Genomic DNA, 21,204 nt, shown 5'->3' with positions numbered 1-21,204 from the left:
CGCGCTGGGGTGGCGATTTCGCGAGAAATTGACACCGCCGGTGGCTCCGCACGCCGTCGTGCGGGGCCGGGGTGGACGCACGCCGGAAGACTCGGGACTCCGCCTACCGAGCTCTCACCACCCGAGCCTTCCGTGGACCGACCGGAGAACTTCGGTGGTGGCGGGCATCGGGGAAACTCGCGGGTAGGGTCCGAAGCATGTCTACCGCTCTCGTAACCGGTGCCACCGCCGGTATCGGGCGGGCTTTCGCCCGCAGGCTCGCAGCAGAGGGCTACGATCTGGTGCTCGTCGCCCGTGATTCCGAACGGCTGGCTTCGCTGGCCGAGTACCTGGGGGATCGCTACGGTACCGTCACCGAGCGGTTGCCCGCGGATCTCACCCGGGACGAGGAACTCGCGGAGGTCGAACGTCGCCTCGGCGACGCGACCAGGCCGATCGACCTGCTGGTCAACAACGCGGGTTTCGGTACCTCCGGTGCTTTCTGGGACACCGACCCCGAGACGTTGCGGCAACAGGTGGATCTCAACGTCACGGCCGTGCTGCGGCTGACCCGCGCCGTTGTTCCGGTGATGCGCGACCTCGGTCGGGGCGACGTGATCAACCTGTCCAGCGTGGCCGGATTCTTCGCCATGTCCGGCTCCACCTACTCGGCGACGAAGGCCTATGTCACCACGTTCTCCGAGGGGCTTTCCGCCTCGCTGGCGGGCACCGGAGTACGAGTCATGGCGCTTTGCCCCGGCTTCACCCGCACCGAGTTCCACCAGCGCGCCCGGCTGGAGATGAGCTCGTTGCCGAAGGCGTTCTGGCTGGACGCCGACACGCTCGTGCACGAGGCGCTGCGCGATCTGCGCCGCGGCCGCACCGTGTCGATTCCGGGAGCTCAGTACAAGGCCGTGGTAGCCCTCGGCAAGCTGATACCGAACCGGTTGCAGCGGTTCGTCGTCAGCCACGCCGCGCCGGGGCGTACCTGACCCGAGTACCGATCCGACGATTTCGGCTCGGTGTGGTTCCGGCGTGGCCGCGCCGAGTCGTATTCCTCCGGGAAAAACGCCAAAAAATGAAAATTTATCACGTCGTGCTCGCTCGGACGGGGTAACACAACGGGTCGGAAGTGCTGCTACTTTCTTCGCGGTGACACCCTGTCCGGAAGACACCGGTGTTCGGTTTCGGATGAGCTTCCCGGGAGATGTCGTCGATCGCCGACAACGAACACGGTTTTTTCGGAAAGTGGCAGTCCTGTCAGCAGTCATTCGGAAACGAGTTCACCGAGAACCGGAGACACGACATGTCAAACCGAGCGGCATTGGGATCCTCCCTTCCAGCGACCGGCATCGAGAATGCCTACGAACGGTTCGCGCCGTTGGCCGAAAAGTACTGGGGTCCCGATCTGCACAACGGGTACTGGTTCGACGGTGCGGACGACAGTTCACTGGAGGAGGCCACCTCCAGGCTGGCGGGACTCGTGATCGACAAGCTGCGCGTGTCGTCCGGAGACCGGGTGCTGGACGTGGGGTGCGGTAACGGCCGTCCCACCGTAGCGGCGGGGATCCGTACCGGTGCCGATATCACCGGTATCGACGTCAACCGCCGTGCGCTGCGAGAGGCGGCCACCCACGCCAGCTCGAACGGTGTGTCGCACTACGTCTCCTTCGAGTACGCCGACGCGCTCAACCCACCGTTCCGCACCGAGAGTTTCGACGCGGTGATGTCCGTCGAGTCCTCGCCGCACTTCGAAACGGGCGAGCTGTTGTCCAGCATGGCCCGGTTGCTGCGCCCCGGCGGACTTCTGGTGCTGGAAACGCCCTACGCGCGAGTTCGAATGACCGAGCGGCTGCGCGTCCGCACCGCCGAGTACTACGAACTGATCCAGGCGGTGTCGCTGGACACGTTGCAACGACACTTCGAACTCGCCCATGCCGCGGGGCTGGCGCCGGTGGAGTTCCTCGACATCACCGAGAACACCGCCCCCACCTGGCCGACGGCACTACGTCGGTTGCGGGACGACTGGGGCGAGATCGAGCGTTCGCTCGGCTCCGAACTGCCGGAGCGTGCGATCGCCACGACAAGCGCGTGGCGCGAACTTCCCGAGCTGGGAATCATGATCCTCACGTTGCGTCGGGACGACGCGCTGTCCGCTGCCCCGGAGAGTGTGACACCGGGGGTGTGACACCGAGGCGTGTGGCGGGCCTTGCGCCCGGGCTCCCGAGTCGGTGATCCTGGTCCGCGGTTTCCGCGTCGCGAACCGCGCCGCCGAGCGGGACGAGCACGACGGGCGACGCCGTTCGGATGGGAGTTCGCCGGTCGCTCTCCTCCGGTGATCCGGTCGTGCGCGATTCGTGGTTTCCGTTCGGCCGGAAACCACGAATCGCGCCCCGGGATCGTCGTCGCTACCCGATGTCTCCGCCCTCGGAGCGAGAGCCAGCGGGAGGTTCCGTCAAGCGAGTAGCTCGACAACCCGACCGGAAGACTCCGGTCAGGCGTCGCTGGTGGCGAACTCCTCCTCGGGAGCCACGGATTTGATCCAGTCCAGGCTGGGGGCGGCGAACAGGGTCATCGTGGTCAGTTCGGTGAATCCCATCGAACGGGCGAGCAGCTTGGATTCCCGGTTGGACGTGGAGATGTCACCCACCACACGGGTGGCGCCCGCTCGGTAGAGCGCCCGGATGGTCGCGTCGGCCAGTTTGGTGGCCAGCGCCTTGCCCCGGAAATCCCTTCGCAGTCCTATCCATTCGACGTGCCCCCAGTACTTCTGGTCGAAGAACGGCATCGAGGCCAACACGAATCCCACTTTCCGCGAGCCCACCTCCGCGACGTGGCAGGCTTCCGGTTGTTGGTCGAGATGTTTGGCTATGGCTCCCAGCGACCACACGCTGTAGGGAAATACCGAAACGTCGAAAATCTCGTTGCCGAGTTCAAGTATTTCCGGGACGTCGCTGTTCTCGATCGGGCGTACTTCGGCGATTGATGTCATGGCGGAAATAGTAACCGTTGGTTCCTTTTCGGGACGCATCCCTATTTGTTCACACGATCAGGTGAGATTTTTCGTTCTGGCTAAAATTGACTTCGGTTTCGGGTAATATCTCCGAAACTCGTGCCAGGGCGAAAATGATCACCAGCCGGAGCGGTATGCTGCTGGTCGTGGAGGAACCAACCGCGCACACTACTGTTGACCAGCGACGTCGAGACCACCTCGCCCAACTCGTCCGGGACCTCACGGTCGTGCACGAACCGGTCACGCTGTCCTCGGGACGTCGGGCCGACTACTACGTGGACCTGCGCAGGGCCACGTTGCACCACGAGGCGGCGCCGCTGATCGGAACGCTGCTGCGGCAGCTCACCTCGGACTGGGACTACACGGCCGTTGGCGGGCTCACGCTGGGCGCTGATCCGGTGGCCACCGCGGTACTGCACTCCTCCGGCGCCCCGCTGGACGCGTTCGTGGTGCGCAAGAACGCCAAACAACACGGCATGCAGCGTCGGATCGAGGGGCCGAACGTCTCCGGACGTCGAGTGCTGGCCGTGGAGGACACCTCGACCACCGGTGACAGCGTGCTCACGGCGGTCGAGGCCCTGCGAGAGGCCGATGCCGAGGTGCTCGGAGTGGCCACCGTGGTCGACCGCGACACCGGAGCCCGCGAGGCCATCGAGGCCGCGGGGCTGCCGTACCGCTCGTTGCTGGGGGTCACGGATCTGGGGCTGGACTGACGGAGCGACGAAGCACTATCAGCAGGAGTCTTGGTGATTCCCAACGACAGCTCCGGGGGGCACCGGAGCGCGTCCGATGACCAGCATCCGGCCGACGGCTCCCGGGACGCCGACCGGCAGCGGGACGGGTCGGGAGCTTCCGAGCACGGAACGTCCGAGCAGGGGCAGTCCGAGGCCGGGCCGACCGAGTGGGGTGCCCAGGTCGGGGTGGGCCCGTGGGAAGGGGAATGGCCCGCGGACGAACACTACGATCCCGAACTCCTGGAGCAGGGTGATCGTCGCAACGTGGTCGACCACTACCGCTACTGGAGTCGGCGGGCCATCGTGGCCGATCTGGACCGTAGGCGGCACGGCTTCCACGTCGCCATCGAGAACTTCCAGCACGACCACAACATCGGAACGGTCGTACGCACCGCCAACGCCTTCGCTGCGCGGGAGGTGCACATCGTCGGCCGCAGACGCTGGAACCGGCGCGGCGCCATGGTCACCGACCGCTACCAGCACGTGCGCCATCATCCTGGGCTGGACGAGCTGCGTGCCTACGCCGAGGAGCACTCGCTGCGGGTGGTCGCCGTGGACAACACGCCCGGAGCCACCCCGATAGAGCGGGTCGAACTGCCGGCCGACTGCGTGCTGCTGTTCGGGCAGGAGGGGACCGGCCTCGGTGACGATTCCCGCCGCATAGCCGATCTGGTGGTCTCCATAGCGCAGTTCGGCTCCACGAGGTCGATCAACGCCGGGGTGGCCTCCGGGATCGTCATGCACACCTGGATCAGGCAGCACGCCCGGCTGGAGAACGCCTGGTGACCTAGCCACTCCGGGGCGCCGGGGCCGCTCTTACGATCTCCGGCGAGCTCTCGATCACTGGCGGGTGGCACCATGAGGGCGATCGGTAGTGTCGTACTCACGTGAACCGGCGATTCCCCTCCGCCGGAGCGTTCGGCACAGGCGGTCCCGGTGGTGCCGCCGATTGGTTTCTCCAGTGTCCGACAATGAAAAGCAGGTCATGGTCAACTCATTGCGTGCGTATCTAGCGAACCTGGTCCGCGGTGCTCTGATCGGTACCGCCGAGATCGTTCCCGGTGTAAGCGGTGGAACGATCGCCCTGGTCACCGGGATATACGAAGCACTGATCGGTTCCGCGGGGCATCTGCTCAGCGCGTTGCGGCTGGCCGTGGCCGACGTGCCGCGCGGCGCCGGTTTCACCCGCGCGGGCGCCGAGTTCCGCAAGGTGCGCTGGGACGTGGTGCTTCCCGCGCTCATCGGGTTGGTGTGCGCCGCGTTGATCGCCGCGAAACTGCTGGAACCGGTGATCGAGGAGCACCCGATCTCCTCCCGCGCGGTGTTCTTCGGACTCGTGCTGGCCTCGCTGTGGGTTCCCATATCCATGATCGGCCGGGCCTGGCGGGGTGCCGACGTCATCACGGCCGTGCTGGCCGCGCTGCTCGCGTTCGGGCTCACCAGCCTGCCCCCGACCGCTGTCTCACCCAACCCGCTGATCGTGGCGCTGGCAGCGGCGGTGGCGGTCTGCGCCCTGGTGCTGCCCGGGGTTTCCGGATCCTTCTTCCTGCTTTCCTTCGGGCTCTACGAGACGACGCTCTCCGCACTCAACGAGCGGGACATCGGCTACATCGCGACCTTCGCGGTGGGAGCGATCATCGGTCTCTCGCTGTTCGTCAAACTGTTGCAGTGGCTGCTGGAGCACCGCAGGCGGATCACGCTGGTCGTGATGACCGGGATCATGGCCGGTTGCCTGCGCGCCCTGTGGCCCTGGCAGACCGAGGAGCACCGCGAGCTGCTCGCCCCCTCGGGCAACGTGGGTGTGACGGTGCTGTTCTTCCTGCTGGGGGTGGCCCTGGTGGCGACGGTCCTGGTGATCGAGCACCTCGCGCTGCGGACCAGGCCGAACGACGACGAACCCACCGAGCAGATCTCCAGGGTCGGCTGACTGAGGGTTTCGGCGGCTCGGTTGGCGTAGGGGCTCGGGTGGCGGAACCTCGCGCACGGCTCTCGCCGCGGGTGCGAAGTGGCGCGGCGATTTCGCGAGAAATCGACGAGGGGTGCTCGCCAGTCGCCGCCGCGGCGTCCTCGGTGGCAGGAGTTCGGTCGTGCCGCCAAGCTCCGTTGCCGAGCTCCCCGTGCCGATCTCATTGCAGTGAGATCACGCCCGCGACGCCGCCGACGAGGATTCCCAGCAGCAGCGCGTAGAGCAGTACACGCAGCACCGGCAGCCGCCGCGGTTTCGGCTGCCGCGGCGGTCGCTGGTTCGGTGCGGGTGCGGGTTCCGCGTTCCCGTTGCCGGTCGCCTGGGCGCGCAACGCGGCGGAGAGCACCCGTTCCGGATCCGGGTCGCCACCCGTCGAGGACGTACTCATGCCCTTCAGCGTAGGTATCCGTGCGGTTTCCGTGTGGGAGTGGTGCTCATCCGACCAACCTGGCGGTGTTGTCCGGTGCCGCCGGGACCACCGCCCCCTCCTTGAGCACGTGCTCGGGCCGCAACCGCTCGTCCAGTACTACGAGGTCGGCGGCCAGTCCGGTGCGGATCGAACCCAGGCGATCGGACAGGCCCAGCAGCTCGGCCGGTTTGGTGGAACAGGCAGCCACCGCCTCCGGCAGGCTCAGTCCGCAGCGTTCGACGAGGTTGCGCAGTGCGGTGTCCATCGTCAACGTGCTGCCCGCCAGTGAGCCGTCCGCCAGCCTGGGCTCACCGTTGGTGACGGTCAGCGGCAGGCTGCCCAGTTCGTAGTGCCCGTCCCCCGCCTCCGTGGCACTGATCGCGTCGGTGACCGCGACCGTGCGCGAGGGGCCCGCGTGCTGTGCGACCAGCCGCGCCACCGTCGGGTGCAGGTGCACCATGTCGCAGATCATCTCCACGGTGATCCGCTCGTCGTTCAGCAGGGCGCCCACCGGCCCCGGCTCGCGGTGGTGCAGCGGCCGCATCCCGTTGAACAGATGGGTCGCCACGGTGGCTCCGGCGTCGATCGCCGGGCGCACCTGCTCGGCCACCGCGTCAGTGTGACCGACGGCGGCTATCACGCCGGCCTCGGCGAGCTGTTTGACCGCTTCGACGGCACCGTCGAGCTCCGGTGCCAGCGTGACCATCCGGACCTCACCCTCGCCGGCTTCGAGCAGTTCGGCGACGCTTTCCGGATCGGGGGCGCGCAGCATGTCGGTGTCGTGGGCGCCGCACCGCACCGCCGAGAGGAACGGCCCCTCCAGATGGATTCCGGCCAACAGTCCCTCGCGCACAGGTCCGAGCAGCGAGCTGATCTGTTCCCGGAGTTGCGGTACGGAGGCCGTGACCAGGCTGGCCAGCATCGTCGTCGTGCCGTGCGCGCGGTGCGCGGCCACGGCGGTGCTGATCTGCCGCCTGTCCCGGCTGGTCAGTGATCCGCCGCCTCCGCCGTGGCAGTGGATGTCGACGAATCCGGGCACGATCCAGTGGCCGCTGAGCTCCGGCCGCAGTCCGCCGGGGGCGGGGCCTTCACCGATCTCGGCGATCCGTCCTCCCTCGACGCGGATCCAGCCGTCCCACGGCGCTCCCTCATCGGTGACGATCCGCCCGCCGATCAGCGACGGCTCGGTTGCTTCGTTGCTCACAGTCTCGGCGTTCCTTCCAGGAGCGGCCGCGGTCGGTGCCGCTGGAGTCGCCCCGTGTTGCCGGGCGAATGTTTCGGGTTGCTAATCCGATCCTGCGACATCGACCCCACTTTGGTCTACACCACCTGTCGGAGACGTGGTGTGTGCCGCCCTTTCGGGGCAACCGGCGAAATGAATCGATTCATCCGGTGGGCGTGCGGACACGAAACGTGATGTTCCGGCGGTGTCCGCACCGCCTATGGAAGGGCGCACCGCGAAGGGCCGCGTAACCGAGAGCGCGCTTATCGGATGAGCAGTGCCGAGATCACGTACGTGGCCCGGATTCCCGTGGAGGCCCGCGCGATGACGACCCCGACGTTGTGCGGAACGCCACCCGAGGCCGGGGCACCCGCGGCGAGAGCCGGCGGGGGTCCGCCGCTCGCGCCGCCGAGCGAGCCGGGCTGTGGAACTTCCGGTCAGGCGTTGCCGAGCTGCTTCTGCAGCGCTTCGAGTGCCCGGCTGGCCGTGGATTTCACCGTTCCCTTGGACACACCTGTCGCCTCGGCGATCTCGCCCTCCGACATGTTTCCGTAGTAGCGCAGTACCAGCACCTCACGCTGCCGCCGGGGCAGATGTCCCAGCGCGGCCACGATCGCCTGGTGCTCGCTGGAGAGCATCGCCAGTGACTCGGCGGAACGCGCGTCGGGCTGGTGCGGCGGCTGGTACTCGCGTGCGGTCTTGCGCCGTCGCAGCACCGATCGGCTGCCGTTCACCACTGCCGTGCGCAGGTATCCCACGGCGGCTTTGGAATCCCGCAGCTGCGACCAGTTGCGATACAGCCCGGTGAACGCCTCCTGCACCACGTCCTCGGCGGTCGCCGGGTCGTCGACGAGCAGTATGGCGAGCCGCACCATCCGCATCTGCTGGTTGCGGTAGAGGTCCTCCAGTGTCATTGGTGCCTGGGGCTGATCGTCCTGTTCGTCCGATCCGTCCAGAGCACGTAGGTGGCCGAGCGTGCGCTCGACCGAGCGTTCCACTCCGCTGGTTCCGTCCCCGATCACGATTCAGCAAGGTACCGGCTCAGCCCCCGGTTCGTCTGCTTACCCGGTAATCTCCGCAAGAAACTTGTGACCAACACATCGTCAGAAAGGGTGGAAATGGCCACTTTCGTCGTGCACATCCGATACGGCGAGGACCGTGAACTGCTCGAACGGGTCCGCCCGGAGCACCGGGACTACTCCAAGAGCCTCTCGGACCGAGGGGTGCTGCTGGCCGGTGGACCGTTCGTCGACGGTGACGGCGCGATGCTGGTCTACGAGACCACCGACCGTGCCGAACTCGACCGCATCCTGGCCGAGGACCCCTACACCAGGGAAGGTGTGCTGCGCGAGACCACGGTTCGGGAGTGGAAGGCGGTCACCGGGAGCTGGCTCGGCTGAGCCGAGCCTCGGCCGAACCCCGGCGGCTGGTCTCCACCGGTCGTGCCGAGTTCGGCGCACCGGCGCCCGCGACCGGCGACCTCACCCGGTCCGGCTGGCAGGATGAGGTCATGATGACGCGAGGAAACCTGCTGGAACCACCGGAGACGCTGCTGCCCGAGGCCAGCGATGCGCAGGCGGAGCTGGACCGGGGTGACGACCCCGCCGACGTCGCGGCCCGACACCCCACCTTCAGCGCCGCGTGGGCCCGGCTCGCCGAGCTCGCCCTGGAGTCCGACAGCCCGGTGGCCGCCTACGCGTACGCGCGCACCGGCTACCACCGCGGCCTGGACGCGCTGCGGAAGGCGGGCTGGAAGGGCTTCGGCCCCGTCCCGTGGCACCACCGTCCGAACCAGGGTGTGCTGCGCTCCGTGGCGATGTTGGCGAAGGCGGCCCGGGACATCGGCGAGGACGAGGAGTACCAGCGTTGCAGCCAACTGCTCGCCGACAGTGATCCGGCATCCCTGGAGGCCAACGGCATCTGACCCGAGCGGGCCGGGCCGCGGGGGCGGTCCGGCCGCCGGTCACGCCGGTGCTCGCCGGGGAGCGGTTCCGTCCTGCCGTAGCCGCTCACCAGCCGGGCCGGACGTTTGGGTCGCCCACTCGTGTGCCCGCGACCGACCCCCGAACGGGTTCCGCCGGGGGCTCTTGCCGGGAACGTGTCCGGGCTGACCGAATCACGCGCCGTGATTGTCGCAGAATGACAGCGTGCAGCGATTTCGCCAGGAACTCCTCCGACGAACGCAGCGTCTGCTGCGGACCGGCATCCCGATCGTGCAGTGCGCGATCTCGGCCGGGCTCGCCTGGTTGATCGCTCGGCACGTGGTCGGCCATCCCGAGCCCTTCTTCGCGCCGATAGCGGGTGTGATCGCACTCGGTATCTCGTTGGGACAGCGGCTGCGCCGCGCCGCCGAACTGGTCGTGGGGGTCAGTGTCGGTGTGGGGATCGGCGACGTACTGATCTCCGTCATCGGGACGGGGGCGTGGCAGATCGCGCTGGTGGTGGCGCTTGCCATGAGCACGGCCGTGCTGCTGGACGCGGGCGGCGTGATCGTCATGCAGGCGGCTTCGTCCTCGGTACTCGTCGCCACCCTGCTGCCGCCCGCCACGATGGGTGGGCTCAACCGCATGGTCGACGCCGCGATCGGCGGTGTGGTCGGTCTGATCGTGGCCGCGCTGCTGCCGCAGAACCCGCTCGCCGTGGCCCACCGCTACGGCAGGACGGTGCTCGGCTCGTTGGCCGACGCGCTGCGCGGCATCTCCGCCGCCATGGCGGGCGAGGACAGTGCCGCCGCCTCCGACGTGCTCGTCGCCGCACGCAAGAGCCATCGCTCGGTCGAGGAACTGCGTTCCGCCCTGACCACCGGTGACGAGATAGCCAGGTACGCTCCGATCCGCTGGCGCAACCGCGGGGAGCTGGAGCACTACCAGACCGCCGCCACTCCCGTCGATCGCGCGTTGCGGAACACCCGGGTGCTCGCCCGCCGTGCGCTGGCCGCGCTGCGCGACGAGGAGCCCGTCCCCGATCCGGTACCGGGCATGTTGGAGGAACTGGCCGGGGTGGTGGTGCTGCTGCGGGACGAGCTGGCCGACGGCTCGGAACCGCTGCGCACCAGGGAAGCGGCCCGTTCGGTCGCGCGCCGCACCACGGTTCGACTGGTGTCCGAAACGGACTTCTCCATGCAGGTGGTGGTGCTGCAGATCCGTTCCATCACGGTGGACCTGCTGCAGGCCACGGGACTGAGCCGTTCCGAGGCGCTGAACAGCCTGCCCTCGCTGCACCCGGATTCCGGGGAGGATTCCGCCGAAGCCCCCTCCGACCAGTCTCGGAGTGACCCCCCGGAGTGACCCGCGCCCGCGCCACGGCAGTTCCCCGCCACCAGAGGTCTCCATCCCGGAGCGGGCCCCCGGGGGAGGTTCCGATCGAGCATCTCGACAGCCCGACCGGAAGGCTTCGATCAGCAGCTGTCCAGCACACCGCGCAGCGTGGTCCGCTCGGCTCCGGTGACGGTCAGGTCCCAGTTGTGCTTGGTGCCGATCCAGGCCCTCACGTACTCGCAGTGGAAACTCTCGTCCGGTGGTAGCCACTCGTCCGGGGTGTCGTCACCCTTGGACTGGTTGACGTTGTCGGTGACGGCGAGCAGCTGCGGGCCGGACAGGTCGTTGGCGAACCGCTCGCGTTTCCGCTGTGTCCAGTCGGAGGCCCCGGAGCGCCAGGCCGCGGCCAGCGGAACCATGTGATCTATGTCCAGATCGGAGGGATCGCTCCAGCTGCCGTCGTCGTAGGGGCTGTCCCAGGTCCCCGAGGTGGGATAGCAGTCCGAGCCGGTTCGCACGTTCTCACCGTCGCGAATGAGCACCCGTTCCCGGACGTTGCAGTTCTCGCCCTCGGCCTCGTCCCAGTGCGGGAACTCGTCGCGGTCGTACCCGTCCATCGAACCCTCCCGGGCCGTCCGGAGGTCGGCGAGCATTTCCTCCGCTCGCGCGGTGTCCGGTGCGCCCGGTGGTCCGGCGCTCGATTCGGTTTCCTCCGTCGGGGTGAGGGTGGCGCATCCCAACGCGACGAGGACGGGTAACACGGCCGTCGCCGTACGTAGCGCTCTTCCGGCGGGCATGACTGGCCTCCAGGACGAATCCGGCCGGGGGGCGGCCGTGGTGGGGTGTGGGGACTCGCGAGGTGCGGAATGTACCTGATCTCGGCATACGGGTGGTGAGCCGGACAACGCAATCCCCTGTCCGATGATTGTCTTCGGGCGGGGTGCTTCCGGGGGATTCACGGGCGGGCGAGCAGCAGGTCCCGGGTGTGCCGATACCAGGCACAGCGGTGCAACGGCCGGGGATGCGCCACCCCGTCCCGGTGGACGGTGGTCTCCTCGAAACTGGCCTGCATCGCGCGGCCACGTGCCGATTCGCTTCGCCGCCACAGCAGTTTCCGACTGGTCACCACGGTCACCAGGCCGGTCGTGACCGGTGCGGGCTGGGTGGTGAGCGGGTCGTCGGTGGGCTCGCTCAGCGGCGGCGCGTCCGGATCGGGGAAGACCTCGACCGAGCGTGCCGAACCGTGCAGCATGCGCTGGTCGTCGCAGTACACCTGACCGGTCATCGGTGCGATCGCGCCGCGCCCCAGCAGCACACCGCCGGAGTCGTCCCTGATCAGCGGAGTGGCTCTCGCCGGTGCCGCCAGCGCCGTGTCGAACTCCCCGACCGGGAGGGACCACACCGAGCTCGCGGGCGAACGGGTGACCGGGACGTAGCCCACGGACAGCTCCGCTAGTAGATTCTTACGCAGCAGCCGCAGCACCACGGCGGCCAGATCCGCATCCGTACCGTGCACAACCACGCGGCCCTCGGCCTCGAGCAGTATCGGGTCCACGTCGGTGCGTGACGGCTGGGGCGGTAGGTCGAACCACCGCACGTCGGCACGAGCCGGGCGTGCTTCACGTTCGATGTTTCCGCAGGATAGTGCGGTGGTAGTCACGTTACGCTCCTGGTTTACCCTGATCGATCGGCATTCGCAGGTGCCGGGCCTTCCTCGGTGTGGCGGCGCACCCGTGGCCACCGACAGCGATGACCCGCCGTTACCAGTTGCACAGACCGCCTCCAGTGACAGGTTGGAGTTTCACATGCCGGCAATCGTGTTGATCGGCGCCCAGTGGGGTGACGAGGGAAAGGGTAAGGCGACCGACCTGCTCGGTGAGCAGGCGCAGTGGGTTGTCCGCTACCAGGGTGGCAACAACGCGGGTCACACGGTGGTTTTGCCGGACGGGCAGGACTTCGCGCTGAAGTTGATCCCCTCGGGGATCCTCAGCCCTGAGGTGCACAACGTCATCGGCAACGGTGTGGTGGTCAGCCCGGAGGCCCTGCTGGAGGAGCTGGACGGGCTGGAGTCCCGTGGCGTGGACACCTCCAAGCTCTCGCTGTCGGCCGACGCGCACCTGGTGATGCCCTACCACGTGGCGATGGACCGGGTCACCGAGCGTTACCTCGGCAAGAAGCGTATCGGGACCACCGGTCGGGGCATCGGTCCCTGCTACCAGGACAAGGTCGCCCGGGTCGGGGTTCGGGCGCAGGACGTGCTGGACGAGAAGATCCTCCGCCAGAAGGTCGAGGCCGCCCTGGAGTACAAGAACCAGGTGCTGGTCAAGGTCTACAACAGGCGTGCGATGGACCCCGAGGAGGTCGTCGACACGGTGCTGGCGCAGGCCGAACGGTTCGCGGGCCGGGTGGCGGAGACGAAGCTGATGCTGGACCAGGCACTCAGTCGGAACGAGACGGTGCTGCTGGAGGGCTCGCAGGGCACGTTGCTCGATGTGGACCACGGCACCTACCCGTTCGTCACCTCCTCCAACCCCACGGCCGGTGGGGCCTGTGCCGGAGCGGGGATCGGCCCGAGCCGGATCGACTCGGTGATCGGCATCATCAAGGCCTACACCACCCGTGTCGGGGCGGGTCCGTTCCCCACCGAGCTCACCGACGAGGCGGGCGAGAACCTGCGCAAGGTCGGCGGTGAGGTCGGGGTGAACACCGGCAGGGACCGCCGCACCGGCTGGTTCGACGCGGTGATCGCGCGTTACGCGACCAGGGTCAACGGCATCACCGACTACTTCCTGACCAAGCTGGACGTGCTGTCCGGGCTCGAGACGGTGCCGGTCTGCGTGGCCTACGACGTGGACGGGATGCGCACCTCCGAGATGCCGATGACCCAGACCGGTGTGCACCACGCCGTGCCGGTCTACGAGGAGATGCCCGGCTGGCGCGAGGACATCAGCGGGGCGCGCACCTTCGAGGACCTGCCTGCCAACGCCCGTGCCTACATCGAGCGGCTGGAGGAGCTCGCCCAGGCGCGGATCTCGGCGATCGGGGTCGGTCCCGGGCGGGATCAGACCATCGTGCGCCACCAGATGGCGTAGATACTTTCCTACTTCCCCGTTCGCGTGGCGGTGCTGGTGGCGGAACCTCGCGCACGGCTCTCGCTCCGGGAGGCCCGACATCGGGTAGCGACCTACACGACCTCGGGCCTTCCTCGCGAGAACCGCACGCGAGAACCCGCGGCGGTGCCGACTGCGAGGGTGGTCGGAGTTCGGCCTGCGGGCGTGGTGGGAGCTCGGCTGTTCGTCGATGCCGGTGGCTCCGCGATTTCGTGGGAAATCGACGGAACCGGGGCCACACCGCCGTGCGGGGCGTCAATTTCTCGCGAAATCGACGCCCCCGGAAGTTCCGCCGAGCGAGCAACTACTCCGAGTGAGTCTTCCACTCTTCTCTCGCGAGAAGGGCGAGATCGGGTTGGTCCGCGAACACGGCATCCACACCGGCGGCGAACAACTCCCGGAGGAAGCCGAACACGTCGCCGTGGGCGCCGTCCACCTCGGAGCTTCGGAACTCCGCGGGCAGGAAGGTGTTCTCGGCCCGCACGGTGTAGGTGACCACCCGCAGACCGGCCTCGTGGGCGTGCGTCACCAGGCTCGTCGGTTCGGTGAGACGACCGTTCTCGTCTCTGGGCAGGATCATGGTCGTGACCGGCGCCACCCAGTCGGCGTACTCGGACATCTCGCGCAGTCCGGCAGGGGTCACCATGTCGGCGTACTCGCGCGGGTCACCGCTCTCGACGAAGTCCCGCGGCGCGCCGCTGCTCCACACCAGCTGCACCAGATCGACGCGCAACCGCCGGTCCAGCCAGCGCAGGTTGCCTACCTCGAAGGACTGCACCGCCACCTTCGCGTGCGGGTGGTTGAGCCCGTTGCGGTCGAGGGCCCGCACCACGTCGGGCTCCATGCCCAGCCCCACGGAGTCGAAGTAGCTCGGGTGCTTGATCTCCGGTGCGATCCCGATCCGCCTGCCCAGCTCGCGGGACAGTTCCCGCTCGAGGTCGATGATCTCCTGGAAAGTGGGGATCTCGAACCGGCCGTCGAAGACGGTGTTGTGCTGCCTGAGCTCGGGGAGGCGTTCGGTCGCCCGCAGCGTCTTGAGCTCGGCCAGGGTGAAGTCCTCGGTGAACCAGCCGGTCACCCGCTCCCCGTCGATGACCTTGGTCGTCCTGCGGTCCGCGAACTCGGGGCGCTCGGCCACGTCGGTGGTGCCGCTGATCTCGTTCTCGTGCCTGGCGACGAGGACCCCGTCCCTGGTGGGCACGAGATCGGGCTCGATGTAGTCGGCGCCCATCCGCGCCGCCAGCTCGTAGGAGGCGAGGGTGTGTTCCGGGCGATGGCCCGGTGCTCCCCGGTGACCGAAGACCCGGATGGTCTCGTCCCCCTTCGGGTGTCGTTTCGCGTCCGAATGCCTCGGGGCGGTGGTGTCCGCTTCGGCGACCGAGGACACGCCCATGACGGGCAGCGCCGCGAAGGCGAGCGTACAAAGTACCGCGATCTCGCGTATCCGGTTCCGTGACACGTGAACCTCTCTCGCTCGTGAGTCCGTTCGGGGTGATCGTCGATCACGATCGCGCACCTCGCGGCGAACTCGGGGTGAACGGTCGACGTCGTGTCGGCCACTTCTCGGCGGGGGGCGGGACGTGGAGGATCCGGCAAAGCTTTACGCTGCGGGGCGTGCGCATCCTCGTGATTGGTGCAGGCGGCAGGGAACACGCGATCCTGCGGGCGCTCTCCCGCGACCCGGAGGTGACGGCCCTGGCGTGTGCTCCCGGTAACGCGGGCACCGCGACGATCGCCGAGTCGTACTCGGTTGATGTCGCCGCCCCTGATGAGATCGCCGAACTCGCGGTGAAGTGGCGGGCCGACCTGGTGGTGTTCGGTCCCGAGACCCCGCTGGTCGTGGGCGCGGCCGACGCGGTTCGAGCGGCGGGCGTCCCCTGCTTCGGGCCGTCCAGGGCCGCGGCGCGTATCGAGGGCTCGAAGGCCTTCGCCAAGGACGTGATGCTCTCGGCCGGTGTGCCGACCGCCCACAGCGAGACCGTGGACAACCCGGCGAAGCTGGATGCCGCGCTGGTCAACTTCGGCCCCACCTGGGTGGTCAAGGACGACGGGCTGGCAGGCGGCAAGGGAGTGCTCGTCACCGGTGACTTCGACGCCGCCCGGGCCCATGCCCTGAAGCTGTTGGAGGACGGCCACCCGGTGCTGCTGGAGTCGTTCCTGGACGGTCCGGAGGCGTCGTTGCTGTGCCTGGTCGACGGCACCACGGTGCGTCCGTTGCTGCCCGCACAGGACTTCAAGCGGGTCGGTGACGGCGACGCGGGCCCCAACACCGGCGGGATGGGGGCCTACGCCCCGCTGCCCTGGGCTCCGGAGGGAATGGTCGACGAGGTCGTCGACACCGTCGTGCGTCCCACGGTGGAGGAGCTGGCGCGGCGCGGCACCCCCTACTCCGGCCTGCTCTACGCCGGGCTGGCGCTGACCTCGAACGGTCCGCAGGTCATCGAGTTCAACTGCCGCTTCGGTGATCCCGAGACGCAGGCGATCCTGGCCATGCTCCGCACCCCGCTGTCGACACTGCTCGCCGCCGTCGCCAACGGTGAACTGGCCGAGGCGCCCGAGCCCGAGTGGGAGCCCGGCGCGGCGGTGACCGTGATCCTGGCGGCCGAGGGCTATCCCGGCAGGCCGCGTGTCGACGACGTGATCGGCGGCAGCGACGGCCCCGGTGTGCTGCACTCCGGCACCCGCAGGAGAGAAGAGGACGGTGCCGTGCTCGCCGCCGGAGGGCGGGTGCTGTCGGTGGTCGCCACCGGCGAGGACCTGGAGTCCGCGCGTGCGGAGGTCTACCGGCGCGTGGACGGTGTGCACCTGCCCGGAGCGCACTACCGCACCGACATCGCGGCGCGTGCCGCGCGCGGCGAAGTCACCGTCCCCGAGAACGGTGACCTCACCCGGAATTAGGGTTCTTGGCAGAACTGACATGGGTGGTCGGTTAGCCGGCACGTGAGTCGGCGCCTTGCCGCGTTGGGCCGGCTCTTGAGTAGCTACCTACGCGGCGAGCGGCCCGGTCTCGCGATGCATCCGACTCACGCACCGGGGACACATGCGCTGCGACACTCACGGTCGCTTCCCCATGGCGGTCGGTCTCCGGGGCGGAGATTTCGCGAGAAATCGACGCCGCCCCGAAGAGCACCGGGCAGCTGCTTGGTCGGCGGTGCCGACGCGCGGGGTTGGTTTCGGCCCTGTCGGGCCGAGGTGTCAGTGGTGTTGGGCGATCTGGATGAGGTTGCCGCAGGTGTCGTCCAGCACCGCCGTGGTTACCGGCCCCATGTCCACCGGTTCCTGGGTGAAGTGCACCCCCAGTCGGCTGAGCCGGTCGAACTCGGCCCGCACGTCGTCCACGGCGAAGGAGGTCGTCGGGATGCCGTCGTCCAGCAGTGCCGCCTTGTACGGCTTGACGGCGGGGTGGGCGTCGGGTTCGAGCACCAGCTCGGTGCCCTCCGGTTCCTCCGGCGATACCACGGTCAGCCAGCGGTGCTCGCCGAGCGGGACCTCGGTCTTCCGCACGAAACCCAGCACGTCGGTGTAGAAGCGCAGGGCCTTCTCCTGGTCGTCGACGAAGACGCTGGCCAGGTGGATCTTCATTGGGTGTCCTCCGCTGCGTCGGTCCTGAGCCACCGGGTCGCGATGCGCTCGAGGGGTGCGGTGTTCAGGTCGTGGAACTTGTAGCGGCCCTGGCGCCGTGTTCGCACCAGTTCCGCGGCTTCCAGCACGGCGAGGTGCTGGCTGATCGCCTGGCGGGACATCCCCAGGCCGTGCTTGGTAGCGAGCCGCGCGCGGATCTCGAACAGGGATTGACCGTTCCGATCCGCCAGCTCGTCGAGGATGTGTCGACGTGTGGGGTCGGCCAGCGCCTTGAAGACATCTTCGGGCACACCCCACAATAAGCAAGTGACGGCTTGCCTGACAACTCGATTGGGGATATTCGGCGTCGCGGGAGGCTCCGCCTGGCGAGCTCCCCGGCAACCGAACCGAGTCCCCCGGAATCCGTTCACGGCAGGCGGAGTTGTGGGAAGCTGGAGGTGTTGGCTCCGGACCCGCGGTGGCCGTTACACGATCGGCTGCCGCTCATCCGGGGGCCGTGCACTCGTGGTGAGGTGAGCAGTGATGTGGTGGAAGGTAGTTCTCGGGCTGCTGGCGCTGTGGCTGGTGCTCTCGGTGGCCGGAGCCGTGATCGGTTTCGTGGTGAAGGGGCTGTTCTGGCTCGCCGTGATCGGTGGCGCGTTGTTCCTGATCACAGCCGCCGTCGGCTGGGCCAAGCGGGACAGTCGCCAGGTCGGCGGCAGGGACCGCGGCCGACAGCTCCGCTGAGATCACCGCTTCCCGCCGGACGGTCGGCGGCGGTGTCCGGCGCGCTCTCGGTTCAGTCACCGCTCGTGGCGGGCAGTACCCCGTGCGAGCGGAGTTCCTCCCGTGCGTGCTCGGGCCCCTGCCAACGCCGAGCGTGCAGCCCCGCCGCACGGGCCGCCGCCACGTTGGGTTCGCGGTCGTCGAAGAACAGGCACTGCTCGGGTGAGGCGTCGAGCCGTTCCAGCAGGACGCGCCAGATCTCCTCGTCCGGCTTGGCCATCCCCAGATCGGCGGAGAACACCACGTGGCGGAAGTGCTCCGCCCACCGCGTGCGTTCGGCTTCCCGCGCGAACGAACCCGGCGCGTTGGACAGCAGCGCGAGTGGAACTCCGGAGGCGGTCAGCTCCCGCAACAGCAGCAGCGTTCCCGGATCGGTCTCGGACCAGCCCGCCACATCGATCCGGGTCAGTTCTCGGGACAGCCGCTCGTCCACGTTCGTACCCAGCCGTGCGGCGACCGCGCTCCAGTACTCGTGGTCGTCGCAGCCGCGGTCGTACGCCTCGCGCTCGGCGAAGTAGGCCGCGCTCACGCTGTCCAGCGCGGCACCGTCCATCCCCAACTCGGCAGTGATCCGCGGCAGTGCCCGGGTGGGTTCGCTGATCACCTCACCGTAGTCGAAAACGACCCAGTACGGCCGCTCGTCGCCGGTTCCGCTCATTCCCACCGATTTCCCCTCCAGCTGGTCAGTCCGCTTTCCCGATCCGGCGCAACACCTCGTCGACGTCGCCGGAGTCGACGTCGCGGTGCGTCACGAAACGCACCCGACCGGCCATCGGTACCGCGAGCACACCGGCCTTCCGCAGCCGTTCCAGGCTGTGACCTACGTCGGGGACCGTGGCCAGCACCATGTTCGTCCGCGGTGAGTTGACGTGCCAGCCCAGCTCGGTCAGCCCTTCCGCGAGACGGGCGGCGTTGTCGTGGTCGGTGCGTAGCCGCTCGGTGTTATCCAGCGCCACCAGGCCCGCGGCGGCGATCACGCCGCCCTGCCGTACCCCGCCGCCGAGCATCTTGCGCATCCGGCGGGCCTCGGTGACGAATTCGGCGGTGCCGGCCACAGCCGAACCGACCGGAGCGCCGAGCCCCTTGCTCAGACATAGCTGCACCGTGTCCACCCCGACCGTCAGCGCGGCGGGCTTCACTCCCAGCGCGACGGCGGCGTTGAACAGCCGCGCCCCGTCCAGATGAATCGCCAGGCCGTTGTCGCGCGCCGCTGCCACCAGCTGCGCGTGTTCATCCGGCGGAGTCACGGATCCGCCCGACTCGTTGTGGGTGTTCTCCAGGCACAGCAGGCTGTCGCGCAGCGAGTCGTACGCCGCGCCGCCCCCGGACACGGAGCGCACCGATCCCGCGCTGGGTCTGCCCGGTCCCGCGTCCCAGTCCAGTGGCTCGGGCATCCCGCCCGCCAGCCATGCCGCCGAGCCCAGCTCGTGGGTCAGCACGTGCGCTCCGCGCGGCGCCAGGAACCGGTCGCCGCGCCGCAGGTGCAGCGAGAGCGCGATCAGGTTCCCCATGGTGCCGCTGGGAACCCACAGGGCGTCCTCGGTTCCCAGCACCTCCGCGACGCGGCGTTCCAGTTTTCGCATGGTGGGATCCCGGTCCAGCACGTCGTCGCCGACTTCCGCGGCGGCCATCGCCGCGGTCATCCGCTCGTCGGGACGAGTCACCGTGTCGGAACGTAGATCGATCGGGGCTGTTTGGGTCACGAAAGGATCACACCATATTCGGCCCGGTGAGCGGTATCGGGTACGCGGACCTGCGGGATCGCCGATTTCCGCCGGGGGTGTGATGATCGTGCGTTACCGGCGTGCAACCTTGAACGGTGGACGTTCCGTCCTGATACGTGTCGGCACGCAACGAGCGGAGGCTTCCGCGTGGAGCAACGCGAGGAGCAGGAGTTCGCGGAGTACTTCGCGGCTCGGCGAGAGGCGGTGCGTCGGATGGCGTACATGATGTGCGGGGACTGGCACCGAGCGGACGACCTGACGCAGAACGCGTTCATAGCGGTGCACCGCAGGTGGCGCAAGATCCGCGACAAGGAGGCGCTGGACGCCTACGTCCGCCGCACCCTCACCCGTGCGGTGATCGACGACTCGCGTCGCCCCTGGCGTCGGGAGCGGGCCGTGGAGGAACTGCCCGAGCACTCGGCGGACCGTGTGGACATGGACGACTCGGTCGTCACCCGTCGGACGCTGCTCGCGGGGTTGCGGCTGGTGCCGCCGAAACAGCGGGCGGTGCTGGTGCTGCGTTATCTGGAGGGACTCGATGTCGCCGGTGTCGCCGAGGTCATGAAGTGCAGCGAGGGCAACGTGAAGAGCCAGACGGCCCGGGGGTTGGAGGCGCTGCGTGCCGCCCTCGGTGATTCGCTCGGTGATCTGCGGTCGATGTCGTGAGGAGGTGTAGGCAGTGCGAGAGCACGAACTCGCGGAACTGTTCCGCGACGCGGCCGATTCCGCCCCCGAAGCGACCTTCGACGCGGGGGACATCGCCAAGGCGTCGCGGCGTGTGACGGCGCGGCGCAGAGTCGGCGCCGCTGGGGGCTCGCTGCTGGTGCTGGCCGTGGTGGCGGGCGGCGTCGGTTTCGGGACGGGCTGGATCGATCCGCAGTCGTCCAACCGGGCCGACTCCGCTTCGTCCGGTGCCTCGGAGCGAGCGAGTGAGCCCGCCCCCCGGGTGGACACCGGGCAGCAGCCCTCGGTGCTCTCCGTGCCGGGCGATCGTTCCGCGGGCTGCGGTCCACCGGACCCAGAGCTGGCGGACGCCCTTTCCGAGCAGTTACCCGCCGTCGGCGACGCCAGCGCGCCCGTGGCGGCCCGGCAGTGTCCCGCCGGCGCGCGTACCGCGTCGTTCCAGCTGCGCACCGAGCAGAGCAACGGCAACGTGACCGTGATCCTGGGCTCGGCGTCCTCGGCTCCCTCCGGAGGGGAGGCCGAACCGCGACGTCGGGGGGACAACGAGGTGCAGGTGGTCGTGCGCACCGGCAGCGGACGCGAGCTGATCCTGCGCAGCAGTTCCGACTCCAGTGGTCCGCCGCCCTACGAGGGCGAGCTGACCGGGATGGCCCAACGGCTCGCGGGCGAGCTCTGACCCGAGTCGGTCCCGGCTCCGTCGAGTCCCGGTTCCGTCGACTCGTGGTGGCGTCGCGCACCAGAGTGGTACGGCCGTACCAC

24 protein-coding genes are annotated in these 21,204 nt (G+C 68.6%); 13 read left to right on the top strand and 11 right to left on the bottom strand.

The genetic code is table 11. The features are described from left to right. Positions 1–197: 197 nt before the first annotated feature. The gene (locus tag BM150_RS19835; protein WP_092928811.1) at positions 198–971 is read left to right on the top strand and encodes an SDR family NAD(P)-dependent oxidoreductase; all 774 of its coding nucleotides are present in this window, start codon (positions 198–200) and stop codon (positions 969–971) included. Between the two features lie 314 nt (positions 972–1,285). Beyond that, the gene (locus tag BM150_RS19830; RefSeq protein WP_092928894.1) at positions 1,286–2,167 is read left to right on the top strand and encodes an SAM-dependent methyltransferase; all 882 of its coding nucleotides are present in this window, start codon (positions 1,286–1,288) and stop codon (positions 2,165–2,167) included. A 306-nt stretch (positions 2,168–2,473) separates the two neighbouring features. On the opposite strand, the gene BM150_RS19825 is transcribed toward BM150_RS19830, so the two are convergent. After that, a complete protein-coding gene (locus BM150_RS19825) occupies positions 2,474–2,971 on the bottom strand; it encodes a GNAT family N-acetyltransferase (protein ID WP_245755625.1) in 498 nt (165 codons plus the stop codon). Positions 2,972–3,126: 155 nt separating this feature from the next. Here BM150_RS19825 and pyrE point away from each other — a divergent pair, with 155 nt between their 5' ends. The 3 genes from pyrE (at position 3,127) to BM150_RS19810 (ending at position 5,653) form a co-directional block, all read left to right on the top strand. Further along, a complete protein-coding gene (gene pyrE, locus BM150_RS19820) occupies positions 3,127–3,705 on the top strand; it encodes an orotate phosphoribosyltransferase (protein WP_092928890.1) in 579 nt (192 codons plus the stop codon). Between the two features lie 207 nt (positions 3,706–3,912). Further along, complete coding sequence (locus tag BM150_RS19815) at positions 3,913–4,512, top strand: TrmH family RNA methyltransferase (protein ID WP_342752602.1); 600 nt, start codon at positions 3,913–3,915, stop codon at positions 4,510–4,512. Positions 4,513–4,711: 199 nt separating this feature from the next. Next, on the top strand, positions 4,712–5,653 hold the full coding sequence (locus BM150_RS19810; RefSeq protein WP_092928886.1) for a DUF368 domain-containing protein: 942 nt from the start codon (positions 4,712–4,714) through the stop codon (positions 5,651–5,653). Positions 5,654–5,852: 199 nt separating this feature from the next. Here BM150_RS19810 and BM150_RS19805 read toward each other — a convergent pair whose 3' ends face one another. From BM150_RS19805 to BM150_RS19795, 3 genes are all read right to left on the bottom strand, one after another. Next, positions 5,853–6,080, bottom strand: a complete 228-nt coding sequence (locus tag BM150_RS19805; RefSeq protein ID WP_092928809.1) for a hypothetical protein — start codon at positions 6,078–6,080, stop codon at positions 5,853–5,855. A 46-nt stretch (positions 6,081–6,126) separates the two neighbouring features. Then, complete coding sequence (gene nagA, locus BM150_RS19800) at positions 6,127–7,305, bottom strand: N-acetylglucosamine-6-phosphate deacetylase (protein WP_092928807.1); 1,179 nt, start codon at positions 7,303–7,305, stop codon at positions 6,127–6,129. A 455-nt stretch (positions 7,306–7,760) separates the two neighbouring features. Further along, complete coding sequence (locus BM150_RS19795) at positions 7,761–8,345, bottom strand: SigE family RNA polymerase sigma factor (protein WP_092928806.1); 585 nt, start codon at positions 8,343–8,345, stop codon at positions 7,761–7,763. Between the two features lie 96 nt (positions 8,346–8,441). On the opposite strand from BM150_RS19795, the gene BM150_RS19790 reads away from it, so the two are divergent. From BM150_RS19790 to BM150_RS19780, 3 genes are all read left to right on the top strand, one after another. Beyond that, positions 8,442–8,723, top strand: a complete 282-nt coding sequence (locus BM150_RS19790) for a YciI family protein (protein WP_092928805.1) — start codon at positions 8,442–8,444, stop codon at positions 8,721–8,723. A 113-nt stretch (positions 8,724–8,836) separates the two neighbouring features. Continuing rightward, the gene (locus BM150_RS19785; protein WP_092928884.1) at positions 8,837–9,247 is read left to right on the top strand and encodes a DUF3151 family protein; all 411 of its coding nucleotides are present in this window, start codon (positions 8,837–8,839) and stop codon (positions 9,245–9,247) included. 223 nt (positions 9,248–9,470) lie between these two features. Further along, positions 9,471–10,610 (top strand): FUSC family protein, encoded by a 1,140-nt coding sequence (locus BM150_RS19780; RefSeq protein WP_092928882.1) that lies wholly within the window; start codon positions 9,471–9,473, stop codon positions 10,608–10,610. Between the two features lie 110 nt (positions 10,611–10,720). Here the strand turns inward: BM150_RS19780 and BM150_RS19775 are convergent, their stop codons facing one another. Together BM150_RS19775 and BM150_RS19770 are read right to left on the bottom strand one after the other, a co-directional pair. After that, positions 10,721–11,377 carry an HNH endonuclease family protein gene (locus BM150_RS19775; protein WP_092928804.1) on the bottom strand — a complete coding sequence of 219 codons (657 nt, stop codon included), beginning with the start codon at positions 11,375–11,377 and terminating at the stop codon, positions 10,721–10,723. A 158-nt stretch (positions 11,378–11,535) separates the two neighbouring features. Next, on the bottom strand, positions 11,536–12,240 hold the full coding sequence (locus BM150_RS19770; protein ID WP_175496927.1) for a hypothetical protein: 705 nt from the start codon (positions 12,238–12,240) through the stop codon (positions 11,536–11,538). 145 nt (positions 12,241–12,385) lie between these two features. On the opposite strand from BM150_RS19770, the gene BM150_RS19765 reads away from it, so the two are divergent. Then, a complete protein-coding gene (locus BM150_RS19765) occupies positions 12,386–13,672 on the top strand; it encodes an adenylosuccinate synthase (protein WP_092928803.1) in 1,287 nt (428 codons plus the stop codon). A 322-nt stretch (positions 13,673–13,994) separates the two neighbouring features. Here BM150_RS19765 and BM150_RS19760 read toward each other — a convergent pair whose 3' ends face one another. Then, complete coding sequence (locus BM150_RS19760; RefSeq protein WP_092928878.1) at positions 13,995–15,083, bottom strand: glycerophosphodiester phosphodiesterase; 1,089 nt, start codon at positions 15,081–15,083, stop codon at positions 13,995–13,997. A 221-nt stretch (positions 15,084–15,304) separates the two neighbouring features. Here BM150_RS19760 and purD point away from each other — a divergent pair, with 221 nt between their 5' ends. Next, positions 15,305–16,588, top strand: coding sequence for a phosphoribosylamine--glycine ligase (purD, locus tag BM150_RS19755; protein ID WP_092928876.1), 1,284 nt, complete (start codon positions 15,305–15,307; stop codon positions 16,586–16,588). Between the two features lie 297 nt (positions 16,589–16,885). On the opposite strand, the gene BM150_RS19750 is transcribed toward purD, so the two are convergent. Next, positions 16,886–17,272 carry a VOC family protein gene (locus BM150_RS19750; RefSeq protein WP_092928802.1) on the bottom strand — a complete coding sequence of 129 codons (387 nt, stop codon included), beginning with the start codon at positions 17,270–17,272 and terminating at the stop codon, positions 16,886–16,888. Further along, a complete protein-coding gene (locus BM150_RS19745) occupies positions 17,269–17,562 on the bottom strand; it encodes an ArsR/SmtB family transcription factor (RefSeq protein ID WP_092928801.1) in 294 nt (97 codons plus the stop codon). Before BM150_RS19745 ends, BM150_RS19750 begins: the two co-directional genes overlap by 4 nt. A gap of 232 nt (positions 17,563–17,794) precedes the next feature. Between BM150_RS19745 and BM150_RS19740 the strand changes: the two genes are divergently transcribed. Further along, positions 17,795–17,998, top strand: a complete 204-nt coding sequence (locus BM150_RS19740; RefSeq protein WP_092626714.1) for a hypothetical protein — start codon at positions 17,795–17,797, stop codon at positions 17,996–17,998. A gap of 52 nt (positions 17,999–18,050) precedes the next feature. Here BM150_RS19740 and BM150_RS19735 read toward each other — a convergent pair whose 3' ends face one another. Continuing rightward, positions 18,051–18,695, bottom strand: a complete 645-nt coding sequence (locus BM150_RS19735) for an HAD-IA family hydrolase (RefSeq protein WP_092928800.1) — start codon at positions 18,693–18,695, stop codon at positions 18,051–18,053. 25 nt (positions 18,696–18,720) lie between these two features. After that, positions 18,721–19,740 carry a threonine aldolase family protein gene (locus tag BM150_RS19730; RefSeq protein ID WP_092928799.1) on the bottom strand — a complete coding sequence of 340 codons (1,020 nt, stop codon included), beginning with the start codon at positions 19,738–19,740 and terminating at the stop codon, positions 18,721–18,723. A 168-nt stretch (positions 19,741–19,908) separates the two neighbouring features. Here BM150_RS19730 and BM150_RS19725 point away from each other — a divergent pair, with 168 nt between their 5' ends. Together BM150_RS19725 and BM150_RS19720 are read left to right on the top strand one after the other, a co-directional pair. Further along, on the top strand, positions 19,909–20,427 hold the full coding sequence (locus BM150_RS19725; protein ID WP_092928798.1) for a SigE family RNA polymerase sigma factor: 519 nt from the start codon (positions 19,909–19,911) through the stop codon (positions 20,425–20,427). 13 nt (positions 20,428–20,440) lie between these two features. After that, positions 20,441–21,121, top strand: a complete 681-nt coding sequence (locus BM150_RS19720; protein ID WP_092928797.1) for a hypothetical protein — start codon at positions 20,441–20,443, stop codon at positions 21,119–21,121. The last annotated feature ends 83 nt before the right edge of the window (positions 21,122–21,204 follow it).

Source organism: Actinopolyspora alba (genome assembly GCF_900112765.1).
GTDB lineage: Bacteria > Actinomycetota > Actinomycetes > Mycobacteriales > Pseudonocardiaceae > Actinopolyspora > Actinopolyspora alba.
This window is presented reverse-complemented; position numbering and strand designations above follow the sequence as displayed.

Excerpts from the sequence above, each read along its gene's own strand:
- BM150_RS19825 (WP_245755625.1), bottom strand. The coding sequence starts at position 2,971 with ATGACATCAATCGCCGAAGTACGCCCGATCGAGAACAGCGACGTCCCG.
- BM150_RS19805 (WP_092928809.1), bottom strand. The coding sequence starts at position 6,080 with ATGAGTACGTCCTCGACGGGTGGCGACCCGGATCCGGAACGGGTGCTC.
- BM150_RS19760 (WP_092928878.1), bottom strand. The coding sequence starts at position 15,083 with ATGGGCGTGTCCTCGGTCGCCGAAGCGGACACCACCGCCCCGAGGCAT.
- BM150_RS19830 (WP_092928894.1), top strand. The coding sequence starts at position 1,286 with ATGTCAAACCGAGCGGCATTGGGATCCTCCCTTCCAGCGACCGGCATC.
- BM150_RS19735 (WP_092928800.1), bottom strand. The coding sequence starts at position 18,695 with ATGAGCGGAACCGGCGACGAGCGGCCGTACTGGGTCGTTTTCGACTAC.
- BM150_RS19775 (WP_092928804.1), bottom strand. The coding sequence starts at position 11,377 with ATGCCCGCCGGAAGAGCGCTACGTACGGCGACGGCCGTGTTACCCGTC.
- pyrE (WP_092928890.1), top strand. The coding sequence starts at position 3,127 with ATGCTGCTGGTCGTGGAGGAACCAACCGCGCACACTACTGTTGACCAG.
- BM150_RS19790 (WP_092928805.1), top strand. The coding sequence starts at position 8,442 with ATGGCCACTTTCGTCGTGCACATCCGATACGGCGAGGACCGTGAACTG.
- BM150_RS19785 (WP_092928884.1), top strand. The coding sequence starts at position 8,837 with ATGACGCGAGGAAACCTGCTGGAACCACCGGAGACGCTGCTGCCCGAG.
- BM150_RS19810 (WP_092928886.1), top strand. The coding sequence starts at position 4,712 with ATGGTCAACTCATTGCGTGCGTATCTAGCGAACCTGGTCCGCGGTGCT.
- BM150_RS19765 (WP_092928803.1), top strand. The coding sequence starts at position 12,386 with ATGCCGGCAATCGTGTTGATCGGCGCCCAGTGGGGTGACGAGGGAAAG.
- BM150_RS19740 (WP_092626714.1), top strand. The coding sequence starts at position 17,795 with ATGTGGTGGAAGGTAGTTCTCGGGCTGCTGGCGCTGTGGCTGGTGCTC.
- BM150_RS19750 (WP_092928802.1), bottom strand. The coding sequence starts at position 17,272 with ATGAAGATCCACCTGGCCAGCGTCTTCGTCGACGACCAGGAGAAGGCC.
- BM150_RS19835 (WP_092928811.1), top strand. The coding sequence starts at position 198 with ATGTCTACCGCTCTCGTAACCGGTGCCACCGCCGGTATCGGGCGGGCT.